Annotated in this window: 20 protein-coding genes; 16 read left to right on the top strand and 4 right to left on the bottom strand. The window is 61.2% G+C overall.

What is annotated here, in order from left to right:
* The first annotated feature begins 34 nt into the window (after window positions 1-34).
* From prfB to HX875_RS27160, 8 genes are all read left to right on the top strand, one after another.
* Window positions 35-1,130 (top strand): peptide chain release factor 2 gene (gene prfB, locus HX875_RS27195; RefSeq protein WP_177047404.1). Its coding sequence is split into 2 segments (ribosomal slippage): window positions 35-106 and window positions 108-1,130, totalling 1,095 coding nucleotides; the frame shifts between segments, so codons are not numbered across the junction.
* Between the two features lie 77 nt (window positions 1,131-1,207).
* Window positions 1,208-2,707 (top strand): lysine--tRNA ligase, encoded by a 1,500-nt coding sequence (gene lysS / locus HX875_RS27190; protein ID WP_177047403.1) that lies wholly within the window; start codon window positions 1,208-1,210, stop codon window positions 2,705-2,707.
* 109 nt (window positions 2,708-2,816) lie between these two features.
* Window positions 2,817-3,533 (top strand): TetR/AcrR family transcriptional regulator, encoded by a 717-nt coding sequence (locus HX875_RS27185; RefSeq protein ID WP_177047402.1) that lies wholly within the window; start codon window positions 2,817-2,819, stop codon window positions 3,531-3,533.
* 136 nt (window positions 3,534-3,669) lie between these two features.
* Window positions 3,670-4,218: a hypothetical protein gene (locus tag HX875_RS27180; protein ID WP_177047401.1), complete on the top strand. Its 549-nt coding sequence runs from the start codon at window positions 3,670-3,672 to the stop codon at window positions 4,216-4,218.
* 21 nt (window positions 4,219-4,239) lie between these two features.
* The gene (locus HX875_RS27175; RefSeq protein ID WP_177047400.1) at window positions 4,240-5,517 is read left to right on the top strand and encodes a flavohemoglobin expression-modulating QEGLA motif protein; all 1,278 of its coding nucleotides are present in this window, start codon (window positions 4,240-4,242) and stop codon (window positions 5,515-5,517) included.
* Window positions 5,518-5,675: 158 nt separating this feature from the next.
* Complete coding sequence (locus HX875_RS27170) at window positions 5,676-6,581, top strand: alpha/beta hydrolase (protein WP_177047399.1); 906 nt, start codon at window positions 5,676-5,678, stop codon at window positions 6,579-6,581.
* On the top strand, window positions 6,578-6,904 hold the full coding sequence (locus tag HX875_RS27165; RefSeq protein ID WP_177047398.1) for a hypothetical protein: 327 nt from the start codon (window positions 6,578-6,580) through the stop codon (window positions 6,902-6,904). The genes HX875_RS27170 and HX875_RS27165 overlap by 4 nt, the downstream gene beginning before the upstream one ends.
* A gap of 37 nt (window positions 6,905-6,941) precedes the next feature.
* Entirely contained in the window at window positions 6,942-7,250 is a 309-nt protein-coding gene (locus HX875_RS27160; RefSeq protein ID WP_177047397.1) for a hypothetical protein, read from the top strand.
* 96 nt (window positions 7,251-7,346) lie between these two features.
* Here HX875_RS27160 and HX875_RS27155 read toward each other — a convergent pair whose 3' ends face one another.
* The 3 genes from HX875_RS27155 to HX875_RS27145 form a co-directional block, all read right to left on the bottom strand.
* Window positions 7,347-8,132 (bottom strand): OmpA family protein, encoded by a 786-nt coding sequence (locus tag HX875_RS27155; protein ID WP_177047395.1) that lies wholly within the window; start codon window positions 8,130-8,132, stop codon window positions 7,347-7,349.
* Between the two features lie 55 nt (window positions 8,133-8,187).
* Window positions 8,188-8,616: a DUF4398 domain-containing protein gene (locus HX875_RS27150; RefSeq protein WP_177047393.1), complete on the bottom strand. Its 429-nt coding sequence runs from the start codon at window positions 8,614-8,616 to the stop codon at window positions 8,188-8,190.
* Window positions 8,617-8,902: 286 nt separating this feature from the next.
* Window positions 8,903-9,247, bottom strand: a complete 345-nt coding sequence (locus HX875_RS27145) for a pilin assembly protein (RefSeq protein ID WP_177047391.1) — start codon at window positions 9,245-9,247, stop codon at window positions 8,903-8,905.
* Between the two features lie 187 nt (window positions 9,248-9,434).
* Between HX875_RS27145 and ppc the strand changes: the two genes are divergently transcribed.
* From ppc to HX875_RS27110, 7 genes are all read left to right on the top strand, one after another.
* Entirely contained in the window at window positions 9,435-12,080 is a 2,646-nt protein-coding gene (gene ppc, locus HX875_RS27140) for a phosphoenolpyruvate carboxylase (RefSeq protein ID WP_177047389.1), read from the top strand.
* 268 nt (window positions 12,081-12,348) lie between these two features.
* The gene (gene adk / locus HX875_RS27135; protein WP_010176785.1) at window positions 12,349-12,996 is read left to right on the top strand and encodes an adenylate kinase; all 648 of its coding nucleotides are present in this window, start codon (window positions 12,349-12,351) and stop codon (window positions 12,994-12,996) included.
* Between the two features lie 100 nt (window positions 12,997-13,096).
* Window positions 13,097-13,783: a tRNA (adenosine(37)-N6)-threonylcarbamoyltransferase complex dimerization subunit type 1 TsaB gene (gene tsaB, locus HX875_RS27130; protein ID WP_177047388.1), complete on the top strand. Its 687-nt coding sequence runs from the start codon at window positions 13,097-13,099 to the stop codon at window positions 13,781-13,783.
* A gap of 160 nt (window positions 13,784-13,943) precedes the next feature.
* The gene (locus HX875_RS27125) at window positions 13,944-14,255 is read left to right on the top strand and encodes a hypothetical protein (RefSeq protein WP_010176783.1); all 312 of its coding nucleotides are present in this window, start codon (window positions 13,944-13,946) and stop codon (window positions 14,253-14,255) included.
* Window positions 14,255-15,115, top strand: coding sequence for a DUF72 domain-containing protein (locus tag HX875_RS27120; RefSeq protein WP_177047386.1), 861 nt, complete (start codon window positions 14,255-14,257; stop codon window positions 15,113-15,115). Before HX875_RS27125 ends, HX875_RS27120 begins: the two co-directional genes overlap by 1 nt.
* Window positions 15,116-15,142: 27 nt before the next feature.
* Window positions 15,143-15,970, top strand: a complete 828-nt coding sequence (locus HX875_RS27115; protein ID WP_177047384.1) for an isocitrate lyase/PEP mutase family protein — start codon at window positions 15,143-15,145, stop codon at window positions 15,968-15,970.
* Window positions 15,971-15,976: 6 nt separating this feature from the next.
* Window positions 15,977-16,675: an extensin-like domain-containing protein gene (locus HX875_RS27110; protein WP_177047382.1), complete on the top strand. Its 699-nt coding sequence runs from the start codon at window positions 15,977-15,979 to the stop codon at window positions 16,673-16,675.
* A 3-nt stretch (window positions 16,676-16,678) separates the two neighbouring features.
* On the opposite strand, the gene HX875_RS27105 is transcribed toward HX875_RS27110, so the two are convergent.
* On the bottom strand, window positions 16,679-17,299 hold the full coding sequence (locus HX875_RS27105) for an energy transducer TonB (RefSeq protein WP_177047380.1): 621 nt from the start codon (window positions 17,297-17,299) through the stop codon (window positions 16,679-16,681).
* Window positions 17,300-17,395: 96 nt separating this feature from the next.
* Between HX875_RS27105 and HX875_RS27100 the strand changes: the two genes are divergently transcribed.
* Window positions 17,396-18,178: a class I SAM-dependent methyltransferase gene (locus HX875_RS27100; RefSeq protein WP_177047378.1), complete on the top strand. Its 783-nt coding sequence runs from the start codon at window positions 17,396-17,398 to the stop codon at window positions 18,176-18,178.
* Window positions 18,179-18,399 lie beyond the last annotated feature (221 nt).

Below are 18,399 nucleotides of genomic sequence, written 5' to 3'. Positions count from 1 at the left end.
GCTTTCAAAAGTTCGCCAACGAGTGCTGCCCGCCATGGAAATCAACCCGATCCTTAACACCATCAAGGACCTGTCCGAGCGCTCCGAAACTATTCGGGGGTATCTTTGACTACGATCAAAAGCATGAGCGTCTGACCGAAGTCAATCGCGAGCTTGAAGATCCGGCTGTCTGGAACAAACCTGAATACGCCCAGGAACTGGGCCGCGAGCGCGCTGCGCTGGCGCAGATCGTCGAGACCCTCGACGAGTTGAACACCGGCCTGGGCGATTGCCGCGACCTGCTGGACATGGCCGTCGAGGAAGACGACGAAGGCGCAGTGGGCGATGTCGTCGCCGAGCTGGCCCGTCTCGAGGAAAACCTCGCCAAGCTAGAATTCCGCCGCATGTTCAGCCACGAAATGGACCCGAACAACGCCTACCTGGACATCCAGGCCGGCTCCGGCGGCACCGAGGCCCAGGACTGGGCCAACATCCTGTTGCGCATGTACCTGCGCTGGGCTGACAAGCGCGGTTTCGACGCGACCATCATGGAGCTGTCGGCCGGTGAAGTCGCCGGCATCAAGGGCGCGACCGTGCACATCAAGGGCGAATACGCCTTTGGCTGGCTGCGTACCGAGATCGGCGTGCACCGCCTGGTGCGCAAGAGCCCGTTCGACTCCGGCAACCGTCGTCACACCTCGTTCTGCGCGGTGTTCGTCTCGCCAGAGATCGACGACAAGGTGGAAATCGAGATCAACCCGGCAGACCTGCGCATCGACACCTACCGTTCCTCCGGTGCCGGTGGCCAGCACGTAAACACCACCGACTCGGCCGTACGGATTACCCACGTACCGACCAACACCGTGGTCAGCTGCCAGAACGAACGTTCCCAGCACGCGAACAAGGACACCGCCATGAAAATGCTGCGGGCCAAGTTGTACGAGCAGGAAATGCAGAAGCGCAACGCGGCTTCCCAGGCGCTGGAAGACACCAAGTCGGATATCGGCTGGGGTCATCAGATCCGTTCGTACGTGCTCGATGCGTCGCGGATCAAGGATCTGCGCACTAACATCGAACGCAGCGACTGCGACAAGGTGCTCGACGGTGATATCGACGAATACCTGGAAGCCAGCCTGAAATCGGGCCTGTAAAAAGACTGTAGGAGCCGGCTTGCCGGCGATCCCCGGCCGCAGGTCGGGGACAACGAACCTGATGGAAAATTAAAGACATGAGCGACCAACAACTCGACCAGGCCCTGCAACAGGAAGAAAACTCCCTGATCGCCCTGCGCAAGGAAAAGCTTGCTGCCGAGCGCGCCAAGGGTAATGCCTTCCCGAACGACTTCCGCCGCGAAAACTACTGCGATGCCTTGCAGAAACAGTACGCGGACAAGACCAAGGAAGAGCTGGCAGAGGCTGCAATCCCGGTCAAGGTTGCCGGTCGCATCATGCTCAACCGTGGCTCGTTCATGGTGATCCAGGACATGACCGGTCGCATCCAGGTCTACGTCAACCGTAAAACCCTGTCTGAAGAAACCCTGGCCTCGGTGAAAACCTGGGACATGGGCGACATCATTGCAGCCGAAGGCACCCTGGCCCGTTCCGGCAAGGGCGACCTGTACGTCGAAATGACCAGCGTGCGCCTGCTGACCAAATCCCTGCGCCCGCTGCCGGATAAGCACCACGGCCTGACCGACACCGAACAGCGCTATCGCCAGCGCTACGTTGACCTGATCGTCAACGAAGAAGTGCGCCAGACCTTCCGCGTGCGTTCGCAGGTTATCGCGCACATCCGCAGCTTCCTGATGAAGCGTGACTTCCTGGAAGTGGAAACGCCGATGCTGCAAACCATCCCAGGCGGCGCTGCGGCCAAGCCGTTTGAAACCCACCACAACGCGCTGGACATGGAAATGTTCCTGCGTATCGCGCCTGAGCTGTACCTCAAGCGCCTGGTGGTTGGCGGCTTCGAGAAAGTGTTCGAGATCAACCGCAACTTCCGTAACGAAGGCGTCTCGACCCGTCACAACCCTGAATTCACCATGTTGGAGTTCTACCAGGCCTACGCCGACTACGAAGACAACATGGACCTCACCGAAGAACTGTTCCGCGAGCTGGCGCAGCTTGTTCTCGGGACTACCGACGTGCCGTACGGCGACAAGGTATTCCACTTCGGCGAGCCGTTCGTGCGCCTGTCGGTGTTCGACTCGATCCTCAAGTACAACCCTGAGCTGACCGCCGACGACCTGAACGACATCGACAAGGCTCGCGCCATCGCCAAGAAAGCCGGCGCCAAGGTGCTGGGCTTCGAAGGCCTGGGCAAATTGCAGGTGATGATTTTCGAAGAGCTGGTGGAGCACAAGCTGGAACAGCCGCACTTCATTACCCAGTACCCGTTCGAAGTGTCGCCGCTGGCCCGTCGCAACGATGACAACCCGAACGTCACCGACCGCTTCGAGCTGTTCATTGGTGGCCGCGAAATCGCCAACGCCTACTCCGAGTTGAATGACGCGGAAGACCAGGCCGAGCGCTTCATGGCCCAGGTGGCCGACAAGGACGCCGGCGACGACGAGGCGATGCACTACGACGCCGACTTCGTTCGCGCCCTGGAATACGGCATGCCGCCAACGGCCGGTGAAGGCATCGGCATCGACCGGTTGGTGATGTTGTTGACCAACTCGCCGTCGATCCGCGATGTGATCTTGTTCCCGCACATGCGGCCACAAGCGTAACCGTAGCGAAATCCGAAGCCGCCTTTTATAAGGCGGCTTTTTTATGTGGCCTGCACAAGCGTCAAGCTTACAGCGCCAGGTTTTCATTGATGTGAGAGGAAGATCCGTCGTGAACCGCGTAATGGCTCAAAAGGGTGCCGCCGGCATTGCCGCTGCCGTGGCTGAAAGTGTTCAGTACCAGGGCCGCAAGGCCAGTCGCCGGGGCAGTGAGCAACGCAGGCAGGACATTCTCGATGCGGCGATGCGCATCGTGGTGCGCGAAGGCGTGCGCGCCGTGCGTCACCGCGCGGTGGCGGCGGAGGCCGGGGTGCCGTTGTCGGCCACCACCTATTACTTCAAGGACATCGATGACCTGCTCACCGACACCTTCGCCCAATACGTGGAGCGCAGCGCGGCGTTCATGGGCAAGCTGTGGGTGCGCAACGAAGGCCTGCTGCGGGAGATGGTCGCTTACGGCGACGGCAGCCCGCAGTCGCGCTCGCAACTGGCCGATGACATCGCGCGCCTGACCGCCGACTACGTGCAACGCCAATTGCTCAACCGTCGTGAGCATCTGATGGCCGAGCAGGCGTTTCGCCAGGAGGCGCTGCTGAACCCGCGCCTGGCGGAGTTGGTGCGCTCTCACCAGCAAATCCTGCTGCAGGGCACTTGCCAGTTTTTCCAGGTATTGGGTTCCCGTGAGCCGCAACAGGATGCCAAAGTGTTGACGGCGATTATCGGTCGGATGGAATATCAGGGCCTGCTGGGCGGTGCAGAGCCTCTGACCAGCGACGAAATGCTTGAGATCCTCAAGCGTTACATGCATTTGGTGTTGGCTTCGGTATAACTGTTCCGGGTGCGATGAAGCTCAAATGTGGGAGCTGGCTTGCCTGCGATAGCATCGCCTCGGCTCAACTGGCAGACCGAGTTGCCCGCATCGCAGGCAAGCCAGCTCCCACAAAAAACATCCAAGGGAGTGTCCAATGAAAGCCTGGCGTGTCGTTGTGATCGCCTTGTCGTTCCTGTTGCTCAGCGGTTGCCTGGTGACCTTCAAGGACCCGCTGCCCGCCAGCGAGGCGGCGCCGGATGCCCTGTTGGGCAAATGGGCCAGCAAAAATGCCTGGGGTGAGCCCCTCAACCTGCAAATCAGCCGCGTGGGTGAGCACCGCTACAAAGCCGTGAGCTACCCTAAAGCCAAGCCGGGCCAGCTTGATGAATACCTGTTCACGGTTTCCCGCCATGGCAGCCGCTGGTACTTGTCGGCACCGTTGCCGGCCAGGTTCGGCGGGCATTATTTCCTCGCCGGGTTCGAATTGAATGATGAACACGAGCTGGTGGTCTACAACCTCGATCTGGATCAGGTCCACCAGGCCATCGGCCAGAAGGTCTTGAGCGGCAGCACCGTTGAAACCGTCGAAGGCGACGGTGTGCGGGTCGACAGTTCCATGGCCCGGGTATTTGCCTACCTGGATGACCCGGCCAATGCCGACGTGTTCGTCGAAGCCGTGCGCTACCAGCGTGCGGGAAAATAACGTTTAAAGAGGAAGCTCCGGGTGGACGATTACCAGCAGACGATACGCACCTTGTCCGATCGCATTGTGCTGGCACAAACACCGATTCGCGTCCTCGACGCCGTGAAGTGGGACGAGAATATTCGCCAGGGATTCCTCAAGGCCAAGGGCAAGGAAATGCCGGCGGTGAACCGCGACTACTACCTGACCCGGCCGCTGTCGTTTGATTCCAGCGCGGTGAAGCTGGAATTCCAGAATATCGAGCGTGACATCACGCGCCAGCTTGGCCAGTTCAACCCGGTCGGGCAGATCATGCGGCGCATGTGCAAGGAATACCGCATGGTGGTGCGCATGCTCGAAGCGCGCGGCACCGAGGATTTCGGCCTGATTTCCCAGGAACTGTACGGCGCCGCCTCCGATGCGTTCCACGCCGGTGACCCGACCCTGGCTGACCTGGGCCTGATGATGTCGGACTACCTGAACAATATCGACGGCCGTGGCGACCTCAAGGACGAAGCCAAGACCCTCACCGCCAAGGACGCCGTCAACCTGCTGCAAAGCCGCCTGAACAAGGTATTTGGCGAGGCCGAGGAAACCATCCGGGTGTTCGAGTCCGACGGTATCGTGGCGGATGCGGCGGCGGGTGCCGACTACATCAAGATTCGCGCCGACGCGATGTTCAATGACCGTGACGTGCGCGCCCTGGAAGTTCATGAAGGCCTGGTGCATGTGGGCACCACCCTCAATGGCCAGAACCAGCCGATCTGCACCTTCCTGTCCAAGGGCCCGCCCTCGTCGACCGTGACCCAGGAAGGCCTGGCGATCCTGATGGAAATCATCACCTTCGCCTCCTACCCCAGCCGTTTGCGCAAGCTGACCAACCGCACCCGCGCCATTCACATGGTGGAGCAGGGCGCCGACTTCCTGCAGGTGTTCGAATTCTTCCGCGAGCAGGGCTTTGAGATGGCGGAAAGCTACGGCAACGCCAGCCGGGTTTTCCGCGGGTCGACGCCTACGGGTCTGCCGTTTACCAAGGATTTGTCCTACCTCAAGGGCTTTATCATGGTTTACAACTACATTCAGTTGGCGGTGCGCAAAGGCAAGCTGGAGCAAGTGCCGCTATTGTTTTGCGGCAAGACCACGCTGGAAGACATGCGCACCTTGCGTCAATTGGTGGATGAAGGCCTGGTGGTGCCGCCCAAATACCTGCCGGACCAGTTCCGCGACATGAATGCGTTGGCGGCGTGGATGTGTTTCTCCAACTTCCTCAACCATCTGAGCCTGGACCGGATCGAGGCGGATTACTCCAATATCCTTTAAGGGATTTCCCTTGAAGGAACCGGGTCAAAATGTGGGAGCTGGCTTGCCTGCGATGACGATGGTGAATCCACCACCGTTATCGCAGGCAAGCCAGCTCCCACAGTTGATCTTCATCAGCCATGGGGTTCTGTTCCAACCCATTCACGAGGCTTCAACGGATGAGAATCCTCGGCATTCTTTGCCTGCTACTGACCTTGAACGGCTGCAGCTCCCTGCTGTTCTACCCCGAGCGCGGCTTGCCGTTCACCCCGGAAAAGGCCCGCCTGCAATACCGTGACGTGACGCTGACCACCGCCGATGGCCTCAAGCTGCACGCCTGGTGGCTGCCCGCCAAGGCCGGCGTGCCGCTCAAGGGCACGGTGCTGCACCTTCACGGCAATGGCGGCAACCTCGCCTGGCACCTCGGCGGCAGTTGGTGGCTGCCGGAGCAGGGCTATCAAGTACTGTTGGTGGACTATCGCGGTTACGGCCTGTCCGAAGGTGAACCTTCGCTGCCGGCGGTTTATCAGGACATCGATGCGGCTTTCAAATGGATCGACAACGCTCCCGAAACCCAGGGCCAGCCGTTGATCGTGCTGGGCCAAAGCCTGGGCGGCGCGCTGGTGGTGCACTATCTGGCGGTGCATCCCGAACGTCAGCCGCAACTCAAGGCGTTGGTGCTGGACGGTGTGCCGGCCAGTTATCGTGACGTAGGACAATTCGCCCTCAGCACCTCCTGGCTAACATGGCCGTTCCAGGTCCCATTGTCGTGGCTGGTGCCGGACGCCGACAGTGCGATCAACGCCATGCCCCAACTGACCGGCGTGCCGAAACTGTTGTTCCACAGCCTTGATGACCCGATCGTGCCGCTGTCCAACGGCATCCGCCTGTATCAAGCTGCGCCGCCACCCAGGGTGCTGCAACTGACCCGGGGCGGTCACGTGCAGACCTTTGCCGACAAGACCTGGCAAACCGTGATGCTGCGCTACCTCGATGACCCGCAGCATTTCAACGGGCTGCGCCGCCTGGGGGAAATCCCCAATTACCCGGCGGCCCCGAATTCCAACGCAGAGAACCCGCAATGAGCGAAGAACGCAACATGATCCCCCTGATCCTCACCGGCATCGGCACCATCATCGGTACCGTGGGCTGCCTGTGGTACTACGGCTATTTGCATTTCGCCAAGCCCGAGGATGCGTTGCTGCTCAGCGATTTCACCATGCTCAAGACCGTGCCGGGGGAAGACTACAAGATCTCCCTGGCCCCGGCCGCCCAGGTGGCGCAGTGCGTCGATGGCGTGCTGGTGCTGTTCGACACCGAACAGAAAGGCCTGACCGGTGTGCTGGTGAACAACAAGAAACAGGCAGTGCGCTGCATCGGCCAGGAAACGCCGCAACTGGAGCAGTAAGACGAATCTTGGAGGAACCGGCTGGAACTAATCTGGATTGATTGCCACATATTTCGAACTGATCAGCGTCGCTGATTCGGTTACTTATCGTGGAGTCATCTATATGCAAGTTAATGATTCATCTTATCCAGTCGGTGGCAATTTCGGCACTCAGGGTATTCAGGATTCAGGTTCTTCCCAGCCAGCGGCAGACCAAGGCGCCGGTGGCTCCCAGGGGGCAGGCAAAGAGGATCTTCTGGAATTGCTCAGGAAGATGCTGATGCAAGCCGAGCAACAAGGAGGCAGCCAAGGTCAAGGTTCACAGGCTGGAAACGGCGGCGGTGGCGGCGGGCAGGTTCAGTATTGAGTGTGTAAAGGCCCTGGAGATATCGCCGTGATGCGCCGGTGGCTCTAAACAAAGAACCCCGCCAATTGGCGGGGTTCTTTATGGAGCATCAGTCGATCAGTTGGCCATCGAAGAACGTGGCTTGACCGGCTGGTTGTCGTTGGAGATGGTCACTTCAACGCGGCGGTTCATGGCACGGCCCGAAACGCTGGTGTTATCGGCAACCGGGTATTCCTTGCCATAACCCTGGGTCACGATGCGCGAGATATCCACACCCTGGTTGGCCAGTGCGCGCTGTACGGAAGCGGCACGGCGCTCGGACAGGCTCTGGTTGTACGAGTCGGAACCGGTGCTGTCGGTGTAGCCTTCGACAATCACTTTACGGTCCGGGTTGTCGCGCAGGAACTGCGCCAGCTTGGTGATGTTCACCAGGCCGCTGGACTTGAGGTCCGACTTGTTGGTGGCGAACAGCACGTCACCGAAAGTCACCAATGTGCCGCGATCAGTCTGCTTGGCGTTCAAGCTGTCTTGCAGTTGCTTGATCTGTGCGTCACGGGCTTGCAGCAGGGCGCGAGCGCGTTCGTCACCGGCGTTTTTCAGCTTGGCTTCGGACTCACGCAGGACGATGGTGTCCTTGGCCACTTCAACACGCTGGTTGGTCAGGTAGGCCAGTTGGTCGACTTTCTTCTGGTCTTCCTTGTCGCGGTAGGCCTTGTCAGCCTTGTCCAGCCAGTCGCTGGCGTCCTTGGTTTCCAGGGCCGCTACTTTGGTGGCTTGCGGGTTGGCTTGCAGGGCCGAGAAGTTGGTCCGAGCGTTTTCCAGGTTCTGGTTCGGCGGGGTGGAGCACGCCGCCAGAGCAACGCTCATCGCCAGCAGGGCAGGGATCATCAATTGTTTACGCATAGTCGTGTCGTCCTTTCAATTCGGTTTCGGGTGCAGTGCAATCAGGGGCGGTGGCTTATTGCTGCGGCTGGATCACAGCCGGGCGCATGCCTTCCTGACGCAGCTCCTGAACAGCTTTCTGGGAATCCTTCACAGCCTGTTCGGCCTTGGCAGCCTGGGCTTTACGCTCTGCTACGCGAGCGTCCCACTCGGATTGCTCGGCCAGGCGACGGGCCTCGTCATAGTTCTTGTCGTGCATGGCGATTTCGGCTTGTTTCAGTTTGTCCTGAGCCGACTTCATCTCCACGGCGGCGTACTCGGTGCCACCGGCGCTGACGGCGCTGTTCACCGCCGACTGGGTAACCGCGTATTGCTCGCTCGGTGGGTTGCCGGCGCAGCCAGCCAGTACGAAGCTGGTGCCGATTGCCAGCGCGGCCAATTTAAGCCCGCGCAGGTGGTTAAACGAGGTTTTGGCAGTGCTGGTCTTCATCGTCTTCAACTCCATTAGATAACTCCTGAAAAACATCAAAATCCATCTCCGGCTTGCAGTGTCTGCGGGGTCCGGCGGTAAGGCTCAGGACGCCTATTCAAACGGCTGTTCCAAGTGATGGCTTACTGGCTGTGACCGGAGGCTTTTTTGAATAGTTCAGCGGAGATGGCGATTTGCCTAAAAAAATATTTGACTGAACGGTCAGCGTTTAAAAGTTGGAACTTTTGCACGGCGAAGGGGTATCCAGGGCCTGTGGGAGGCCCTGAATACTGGGGGTTAAGGTTTTTTTAGCGGAGGTTTACTAGTGTTTCTGCTTGTCGGATTGGGCTGACAAGTCGTGCAGATAACGCCGTGACAGAGAGAGAAAACGCGGGGTTGGGCCGACGTCTTCGTACAGCGGGTCGCCTTCCTCATCGGTGGCAATCACCTGCTTGCCCTTGATATAGGGGAAGCTCGCTTCCAGCTCTTCGAGGGCTGCGCCAATCAACTCGCCGAGCAGTTCTTCGGTATGGCGTTTGGGGTACATTTCGCAGATTGCCGCCAGCCTCGCGGCGGCCTCTACGTCCAGATGGATGGCGTATTCGGTTTTGGTCAGGCGACCCTTGGCGTTTTCTTCCCAATGCTGGGCCAGTTCTCGGATTTTCATGGCAACCTCAATGGAGCCCACGGTAAGCGGGCGATGATGAGTGACCAGCCGACCAGCGCGGATAACGCTGCGGCTTACTCTTGAGACTAGCTGCAACTCACAAGGTTTAAAGTTCCTTGTAAGACGCCGCTGTGGGCGGCACTCTTGAGGATCAAAGCGTCCCGGATTTTCTGCTGGAGATTGGCTGATGAGCGATATCGATGCACGTTTGCGTGAGGATGTTCACCTGCTGGGTGAGCTGTTGGGCAACACGATTCGAGAGCAGTACGGCGATGAATTCCTCGACAAGATCGAGCAGATCCGTAAAGGCGCCAAGGCCGACCGCCGTGGTGCGGCCTCGGAGCAGGCCGCCGGCGAAGAGCTGAGCGCCAGCCTTAATCAACTGAAAGAAGACGAACTGCTGCCGGTGGCGCGGGCCTTCAATCAGTTTCTCAACCTGGCCAACATTGCCGAGCAGTATCAGTTGATCCACCGCCGGGATGAATCAACGCCGGCGCCCTTCGAGTCGCGTGTGCTGCCGGAACTGCTGGCGCGCCTGCAGAGCGAAGGCCACAGCAGCGAATCCCTGGCGCGCCAGTTGGGCCGGCTGGAAATCGAGTTGGTGCTCACTGCGCACCCCACCGAAGTTGCCCGCCGCACCCTGATCCAGAAATACGACGCCATTGCCGCCCAACTGGCCCTGCAGGATCACCGCGACCTCACCACCGCCGAGCGCGAGCAGATCCGCAATCGCCTGCAACGCCTGATCGCCGAAGCCTGGCACACCGAAGAAATCCGCCGCACCCGGCCCACGCCGGTCGACGAAGCCAAGTGGGGCTTCGCGGTGATCGAGCATTCGCTGTGGCACGCCATCCCGAATTATCTGCGCAAGGCCGACCAGGCCTTGCACGCCGCCACCGGCCTGCGCCTGCCCCTGGAAGCCGCGCCGATTCGCTTCGCGTCCTGGATGGGTGGCGACCGTGATGGCAACCCCAACGTCACCGCGCCAGTCACCCGCGAAGTGTTGCTGCTGGCACGCTGGATGGCGGCGGACCTGTACCTGCGCGATATCGACCACCTCGCGTCCGAGCTGTCGATGCAACAGGCCAGCCCGGCCTTGCAGGCCAAGGTCGGCGACAGCGTGGAGCCTTACCGCGCGCTGCTCAAGCAACTGCGCGAACGCCTGCGTGCCACACGCCAGTGGGCCCACACCTCGTTGACCACCGCCACGCCGGCGCCGGCCGACGTGCTGCAAAACAACCGCGACCTGCTGGACCCTCTGGAGCTGTGCTACGAGTCGCTGCACACCTGCGGCATGGGCGTGATTGCCGACGGCCCGCTGCTCGATTGCCTGCGTCGGGCGGTCACGTTTGGCCTCTTCCTGGTGCGCCTCGATGTACGTCAGGACTCCACCCGCCACTGCGCGGCCATGACCGAAATCACTGATTACCTGGGCCTTGGCCGTTACGAAGAGTGGGATGAGGAGGCGCGCATCAGTTTCCTCACCAAGGAACTGGCCAACCGTCGCCCCTTGTTGCCGGGTTACTTCAAACCCTCGGCAGACACCGCCGAAGTGTTGAACACCTGTAAGGAAATCGCCGCCGCGCCGGCCGCTTCCCTGGGCTCCTACGTCATCTCCATGGCCGGTGCCGCGTCGGACGTGTTGGCCGTGCAACTGCTGCTCAAAGAGTCCGGCGTACAGCGGCCGATGCGGGTGGTGCCGCTGTTCGAGACCCTGGCCGACCTGGACAACGCAGGCCCGGTGATGGAGAAACTGCTGCTGTTGCCGGGCTATCGCGCGCGGTTGCAAGGCCCGCAGGAAGTGATGATCGGTTATTCGGACTCCGCCAAGGACGCCGGCACCACCGCAGCAGCCTGGGCGCAATACCGGGCCCAGGAACGCTTGGTGGACATCTGCCGCGAACAACAAGTCGAACTGCTGTTGTTCCACGGTCGCGGCGGCACCGTGGGGCGTGGCGGCGGCCCGGCCCACGCGGCGATTCTGTCGCAGCCACCGGGCTCGGTGGCGGGGCGTTTCCGTACCACTGAACAAGGCGAGATGATCCGCTTCAAGTTCGGCCTGCCGGACATCGCCGAGCAAAACCTCAACCTGTACCTGGCGGCGGTGCTGGAGGCGACCTTGCTGCCACCGCCACCACCGGAACCGGCGTGGCGCCATTTGATGGACGAATTGGCGGCTGACGGTGTCAGCGCTTACCGCGCCGTGGTGCGGGAAAATCCGCAGTTCGTCGAGTATTTCCGCCAGTCCACCCCGGAGCAGGAACTGGGCCGCTTGCCCCTGGGCAGTCGCCCGGCCAAGCGCCGTGCCGGTGGTATTGAGAGCCTGCGGGCGATCCCGTGGATTTTTGGCTGGACCCAAACGCGCCTGATGCTGCCGGCCTGGCTCGGCTGGGAAGCCGCGTTGAGCAAGGCCCTGGAGCGGGGCGAAGGCGAGTTGCTGGGGCAGATGCGCGAGCAGTGGCCGTTCTTCCGCACCCGCATCGATATGCTGGAAATGGTACTGGCCAAGGCCGACGCCGACATCGCCCGGCTGTATGACGAGCGTCTGGTGCAGCCCGATCTGCTGCCATTGGGCGCGCACTTACGCGACCTATTGTCGCAGGCGTGCAGTGTGGTGCTTGGCCTGACCGGCCAGTCGCAACTGCTGGCCCATAGCCCCGATACACTTGAGTTCATCCGCCTGCGCAACACCTACCTGGACCCGTTGCACCTGTTGCAGGCCGAATTGCTGGCCCGATCGCGGCAGCAGGAAGCGGCGCAGGACAGCCCTCTGGAACAGGCGCTGCTGGTGTCTGTAGCCGGTATTGCCGCCGGATTGCGCAACACCGGCTGACATTTATGGCGTGTTCTCAATAGCTTGCAGACACACCGCGCCGGTCGCCGTAAAATTGGCGACCGGCGTTTTGCTGCCGGGGTTGCACCCGCCTATAAAGCCAGCGCGGCGCGGGTTTCTCCTACTTTCGGCGGCTTGTGTGGTTTGGGCCTGCTGTGTATCTTGATCAGCCTTTGGCCGTTTGTGCGGCCTGGACCCAAGATTTCCGAGATTGGCCCCACGCGGCGAATCCGAGCGTCATCTCTATAAAAAATTGAGGAGCACATCGATGCGCGTCATTCTGCTGGGAGCTCCCGGGGCCGGTAAAGGTACTCAGGCAAAGTTCATCACTGAAAAATTCGGCATTCCACAAATCTCCACCGGCGACATGCTGCGTGCGGCCGTCAAGGCCGGCACCGAGCTGGGCCTGATCGCCAAGAGCGTGATGGACAGCGGCGGCCTGGTCTCCGATGACCTGATCATCAACCTGGTCAAGGAACGCATCAGCCAGGACGACTGCAAGAACGGGTTCCTGTTCGACGGTTTCCCGCGCACCATTCCCCAGGCCGAAGCCCTGGTGAAGGCCGGCGTCGAGCTGGACAACGTGGTGGAAATCGCCGTTGAAGACGAAGAGATCGTGCAGCGTATTGCCGGCCGTCGTGTTCACGAAGCGTCTGGCCGCGTCTACCACATCGTCTACAACCCGCCGAAAGTGGCCGGCAAGGACGACATCACCGGTGAAGACCTGGTGCAGCGTAAAGACGACACCGAAGAAACCGTGCGTCATCGCCTGTCGGTCTACCATTCCCAGACCAAGCCACTGGTGGACTTCTACCAGAAGCTGGCCGATGCCCAGGGCAAGCCGAAATACAGCCACATCGAAGGCGTTGGCTCGGTTGAGTCCATCACCGGCAAGGTACTGCAAGCGTTGAGCTGATGCTCAAATCGCGAGCAAGCTTGCTCCTACACAACGGCCCGCTTGCGGGCCGTTGTTGTTTATACTGGCGCACTTTTTTTCAACGTGGATGCATACACCGATGAGCACCTTGCTGGCCCTGGACACCGCGACTGAAGCTTGCTCCGTTGCCCTGCTGCACGATGGCAAGGTAACGAGCCACTACGAGGTGATCCCGCGCCTGCACGCGCAGAAGCTGTTGCCGATGATCAAGCAACTGTTGCTGGAGGCTGGCACCACCTTGTCGGCCGTGGACGCCATCGCGTTCGGGCGCGGCCCGGGTGCATTCACCGGTGTGCGCATCGCCATTGGCGTGGTCCAGGGCCTGGCGTTTGCGCTGGAGCGTCCGGTATTGCCGGTGTCCAACCTGGCAGTGCTGGCGCAGCGGGCGTTTCGCGAGCACGGCGCCCGCCAGGTCGCGGCGGCCATTGATGCGCGCATGGACGAAGTGTATTGGGGCAGCTACCGCGAAACGGCTGGCGAGATGCGCCTGATCGGCGTTGAAGCCGTGTTGCCCCCTGAAGCGGCGGCTTTGCCGGCTGATGCGAGCGGCGACTGGTTCGGTGCTGGCACCGGCTGGGGTTACGGCGAACGCATTGGCGTGACGCTTGCCGGCCAGGATGCCGCAATGTTGCCCCATGCCGAAGACTTGCTGACCCTGGCACGCTTTGCCTGGGAGCGCGGCGAAGCGATTCCCGCCGACCAGGCAGCCCCTGTGTACCTACGCGATAAAGTGGCGCAGACCAAGGCGGAACGCGGGATTATTTGACGTCAAAAGTGCGGGCAAATTCAGCTGAAAATCACCAATCGTCAGAATTTGCCCCGGCTTTTAAACCTTTTTCAAATTATGTGTTCTAGTTATCACCAGAGCATTTGCGCGCCATGGAAAGCGCCACTAAAATGCCATCACCGATACCGAGTTCGCATGTATGCGCATAGACGGCTTTTCATCACAGTCCTACCCCCTCAAGCGTAAGCCTCGCAAGGCGAACGTGACGGTAGACGACTCCGTCGAAGACTCGCCCGACTTTGTTGAAATCCAGTCCGACTCAACGGCGGTTTCTGCTCGTTCCCAAGGCTCCAGCGGTGAACGCATCAGCGGTGTACCGGCCCGCCAGCAAGACATGGTCTTCCCCCGCTCCATGAGCAAAAACGTCGCCACTGCCCTGGCCAGCTACCTGACCACCGCCGGCTTTGTCGAATGGGATATGGAAGTGCTGGGTCTCGACATCCACATCTGATGCTACTGCCTTACTACCTCGGTTGCCCGTCCTGGAGTGAAAACGCCTGGCGCGAGTACCTGTATCCCGCCGACGCCCGTTCCAGCGATTACCTCGCCCTGTACTCCCACGTGTTCAACGCGGTTGAGGGCAACACCACGTTTTATGCCCGTCCTTCCGTCGCTACCGTGCAGCGCTGGGCTGAAATCATGCCCGAGCATTTTCGTTTCACGGCCAAGTTTCCAGGTGACATCAGCCATAGCGGCAATTTGATTGAGCAGTTGCCCGCGGCGGAAAGTTTTCTGGGGTTGATGAGCCCGTTGGGCGAGCGTATTTCGCCGTTGTGGCTGCAACTGCCGGCCAGCTTTACCCCGCAACGCCTGGGTGAGTTGGCCGGGTTTATCGACGGATTGGAGCGACCCTTGGCGGTAGAAGTGCGCCACTCGGAGTTTTTCGCCAAGGGCGACGCCGAGCGCAGCCTCAATCGCTTGCTGCGTGATCGTGGCGTGGAGCGCATCTGCCTGGACCCGCGGGCGCTGTTCAGTTGCACGTCCACCTCGGCCGCCGTGCTGCATGCCCAATCGAAAAAGCCCAAGGTGCCACCTCGTCCGGCGGCGTTGACGCAGTTTCCGCAAGTACGGTTTATTGGCCATCCGGAGCTGGAAGCCAATGACCCGTTCCTGGTGCCCTGGGTTGAAAAGGTCGCCGGCTGGATCGAAGAGGGCCGCACGCCCTACGTGTTTCTCCACACCTCGGACAATCGCCTGGCCGCGCAACTGGCCCTGCGTTTTCATGACAAGTTGATGGCGCGATTGCCCGGCTTGCCAGCATTGCCCACGCTGCATCGAGAACCCGCAGTGGAGCAACTGGGGTTACTCTAAGGCTCCTCTTTCCGACAGGAGTCAGTCATGGATGCCCAAACCCTTCGCGCCGAAACTTTCAAGGCGCTGCATGAGCGTGACCGTGCCTTTGTGATGCCCAACCCCTGGGATGCCGGTTCCGCCAAAATGCTCGCCAGCCTCGGCTTCGAAGCCCTGGCCACCACCAGCGCGGGCTTTGCCTTCAGCCTGGGCCGCCCGGATGCCGAAGGTGCGTTGTCCCTGGAAGACACCCTCGGCAATGCAGGGGCGATCGTTCAGGCAACCTCGCTGCCTGTCGCCGCCGACCTGGAGAACGGCTTCAGCGACACGCCGCAAGGTTGCGCCGACACCATCCTGCGCGCCGCAGCTACCGGGATTGTCGGTGGCTCCATCGAAGACGCCACCGGCATTGCCGTCGACCCGATCTATCCGTTTGATCTGTCGGTCGAGCGCGTCGAAGCCGCCGTCGCTGCTGCCCGCAGCTTGCCATTCCCTTTCACCCTGACCGCCCGTGCGGAAAACCTCCTGCATGGTCGTCTGGATTTGCCCGACACCATCCGCCGCCTGCAGGCCTACGCCGAAGCCGGTGCCGACGTGCTCTATGCGCCGGCCCTGCGCAGTGCCGAGGAAGTGTTGGCGGTCGTGAAGGCGGTAGCGCCCAAGCCTGTGAATATCCTGATGTCCGGTGCGCTGAAACTCAGCGTGGCGCAGTTGAGCGAGATGGGCGTCAAACGCATCAGCGTCGGCTCGGCCATGGCCCTGGCGGCTTACGGGGAATTCTTCAGGGCGGCCCAGGAGGTTCACGAGCTGGGCACGTTTACCTTTACCGAGCGTTCGATGCCGTTCAGCCAGGCTAATCAGCTGTTCAAGGGATAATCAGCCGTGCGGTTTTTCAAGGTGCTGGGCGTACTGCTCGTGTTGGCGGGTGGTCTGCTGGTCGGCGTGTGGCGGGGTTGGTTACCGCTGCCCGATGAGTGGAACCCGTGGGCGCCGCTGGATGTGCGTACCAGCCCGAACCTGCTGACCCGGTTCAAGCTGGGGCGCCTGCAGGATGACCCCGCGCTGTGTGACCAGGTGCTGAAAACCTCCGGGCTGGGGGTCACCCATCAGGCGGACAGCCCTGCGGATGCAGCCTGCCCGTTGCGCAATACCTTGCGCGTTCAGGGGGCGGACGTGGGGCTGAGCAGCAGCTTTCTCGCCAGTTGTCCGCTGGCCGTGGCGTTCGCCCTGTTCGAGCGCCACAGCCTGCAACCGGCAGCCCAGGCGGTATTTGGCCAGGCGGTGACGCGGGTCGATCATCTGGGCAGCTTTGCCTGTCGCAACGTCTACAACCGCGCCGATGGGCGACTCAGCCAGCACGCGTCGGCCAATGCCTTGGATATCGCCGGGTTTCGCCTGGCGGATGGACGCACCATCAGTGTGCTCAAGGATTGGCCGGGTGACGGGGAGGGCGCGCGTTTTTTGCGGCAAGTGCGCGATGGCGCCTGCAAGGATTTCAACGTGGTGTTGAGCCCGGATTACAACGCTGCCCACCGTAATCACTTTCATCTGGATATGGGGCGTTGGTGGGTGTGTCGCTGAGAATCAGGCCGCCAGGCGCAGGTTGTGGATGATCAGCGGGCGCGCCCAGCGGCTGTCGAAGTCCAGGGCTTTCTGTTGCTCAACCAGCTCTTCTGCCGGGAACGGAGGCGGGGCAGGCGGCAGCAGGTCCAGTTCGAATTCGGCAATCGGCAGGTGCAGCGGTCGTGGTTGCGGCGCCGGGCCAGGCGTGGGCAGCGGTTGTCCGGCGTTCAGGACGATCGGGCGTACCCAGCCGCTTTCGAAGTTTTGCTGCTTTTGCTGGGCGACCACTTCTTGCGCCGGATACGGTGGCGGTGCCGGTGGCAGCAAGTCCAGTTCGAATTCGGCGATGGGCAGGAACAGCGGCTCGGGCGGGGCGATTTCGGTGTCTTTTACGTCGCACGCGCGCTGGGTGACGATCTGTGACAGCAGGTCACTGCCTTCGCTGGGTTCAACCGATGGATCCACAGGCTTCGCCGGGGATTTGGCGAGCGCGCCCGGCGTGTCGCCGAGCTGTTCGGCCAACGCCTGGGCGAAGAAGTCCTGCCACACATGACTGACCCCGGCCAGCGCTTGGGTATTGCGCAGGCCGAAGTGGTTGTGGGTCGGCAGTACACCGGTGAATAGCGAAGGAATGTCTGACATTTCTCTCGATCGTCGCTCAGCTCTGGCAAAATGCCGGATCCTTTTTTTTATCGGCCGCTTTTGGCCGATCCTTAATATTTTTGAGCGTAGTCACCGATGAGCGAACAACCAGCGGCCAGCCGCATTCGGGTCGAGGCCTTGGCCGAGGGTTTTCAGGCCCGTGCCCAGCAGTGGGCCGAGGAGCTTGGGTTGCCTTTGCAGCTGGATGAAGCGGATTTTGCCTTGCAGGTGGGGGAGCAGGGCCTGCAGCTGCAACAGCTGGGGCCGGACGCGCCCGGACCGGTGCGGGTGGATTTTGTGGAAGGCGGTGCGGCGCATCGGCGGTTGTACGGGGGTGGCAGTGGGCAGATGATTGCCAAGGCGGTGGGTGTGGCTCAGGGCGTGCGGCCGCGGGTGTTGGACGCGACCGCCGGGTTGGGCAAGGACGCGTTCGTTCTGGCCAGCCTGGGTTGCGAGATGAGCCTGGTTGAGCGTCAGCCGTTGATTGGTGCCTTGCTGGAGGATGGCTTGGCGCGTGGGGCTGAGGATTTTGAAGTGGCGCCGATTGTGGCGCGGATGAAGTTGCTCAAGGGCAATTCCATCGAGGTGATGCGCGATTGGGAGGGGGAGCCGCCTCAGGTGATCTATCTGGATCCGATGTTTCCGCATCGGGAGAAGACCGCGTTGGTGAAGAAGGAGATGCGGTTGTTTCGGCCTTTGGTGGGGGATGATCCCGACGCGCCGGCGTTGCTTGCTGCAGCGTTGGCTTTGGCCAGCCATCGGGTGGTGGTCAAGCGGCCGCGTAAGGCGCCTTGTATTGAGGGGGTGAAGCCGAGTCATGCGTTGGATGGGAAGTCCAGTCGGTATGATATTTATCCTAAGAAGGCGCTGAAGTCGTGAGGGGCTGAGGGGCTGAGGGTTGAGTACATATCCGTTGCTGCGGTCACGGCGGCTTATGGTTCCGCTCTTACAGCGGGTCACTTTTGGCAAACGCCCGGAATGCCGGCCCAGCCAAAAGTAACCAAAAGGTCTTTGCCCCACCACTCGGTGCCTCGCTTAGGCTCGGCATGCCCGCACTCCGGCCCGGTTCCGCGGGCCGCCGCGACGGGCCATCCATGGCC

Origin of the sequence: Pseudomonas yamanorum (assembly GCF_013386765.1) — a bacterium.
In the GTDB taxonomy this organism is placed as follows: Bacteria; Pseudomonadota; Gammaproteobacteria; order Pseudomonadales; family Pseudomonadaceae; genus Aquipseudomonas; species Aquipseudomonas yamanorum_A.
The sequence above is the reverse complement of the archived record's forward strand: the minus strand, read 5'-3'. Positions and strand labels throughout refer to the sequence as shown.

Excerpts from the sequence above, each read along its gene's own strand:
- HX875_RS27105 (WP_177047380.1), bottom strand. The coding sequence starts at position 17,299 with ATGTCAGACATTCCTTCGCTATTCACCGGTGTACTGCCGACCCACAAC.
- HX875_RS27120 (WP_177047386.1), top strand. The coding sequence starts at position 14,255 with ATGCTACTGCCTTACTACCTCGGTTGCCCGTCCTGGAGTGAAAACGCC.
- tsaB (WP_177047388.1), top strand. The coding sequence starts at position 13,097 with ATGAGCACCTTGCTGGCCCTGGACACCGCGACTGAAGCTTGCTCCGTT.
- adk (WP_010176785.1), top strand. The coding sequence starts at position 12,349 with ATGCGCGTCATTCTGCTGGGAGCTCCCGGGGCCGGTAAAGGTACTCAG.
- HX875_RS27180 (WP_177047401.1), top strand. The coding sequence starts at position 3,670 with ATGAAAGCCTGGCGTGTCGTTGTGATCGCCTTGTCGTTCCTGTTGCTC.
- HX875_RS27170 (WP_177047399.1), top strand. The coding sequence starts at position 5,676 with ATGAGAATCCTCGGCATTCTTTGCCTGCTACTGACCTTGAACGGCTGC.
- HX875_RS27125 (WP_010176783.1), top strand. The coding sequence starts at position 13,944 with ATGCGCATAGACGGCTTTTCATCACAGTCCTACCCCCTCAAGCGTAAG.
- ppc (WP_177047389.1), top strand. The coding sequence starts at position 9,435 with ATGAGCGATATCGATGCACGTTTGCGTGAGGATGTTCACCTGCTGGGT.
- HX875_RS27115 (WP_177047384.1), top strand. The coding sequence starts at position 15,143 with ATGGATGCCCAAACCCTTCGCGCCGAAACTTTCAAGGCGCTGCATGAG.
- HX875_RS27155 (WP_177047395.1), bottom strand. The coding sequence starts at position 8,132 with ATGCGTAAACAATTGATGATCCCTGCCCTGCTGGCGATGAGCGTTGCT.
- HX875_RS27165 (WP_177047398.1), top strand. The coding sequence starts at position 6,578 with ATGAGCGAAGAACGCAACATGATCCCCCTGATCCTCACCGGCATCGGC.
- lysS (WP_177047403.1), top strand. The coding sequence starts at position 1,208 with ATGAGCGACCAACAACTCGACCAGGCCCTGCAACAGGAAGAAAACTCC.
- HX875_RS27150 (WP_177047393.1), bottom strand. The coding sequence starts at position 8,616 with ATGGAGTTGAAGACGATGAAGACCAGCACTGCCAAAACCTCGTTTAAC.
- HX875_RS27145 (WP_177047391.1), bottom strand. The coding sequence starts at position 9,247 with ATGAAAATCCGAGAACTGGCCCAGCATTGGGAAGAAAACGCCAAGGGT.
- HX875_RS27100 (WP_177047378.1), top strand. The coding sequence starts at position 17,396 with ATGAGCGAACAACCAGCGGCCAGCCGCATTCGGGTCGAGGCCTTGGCC.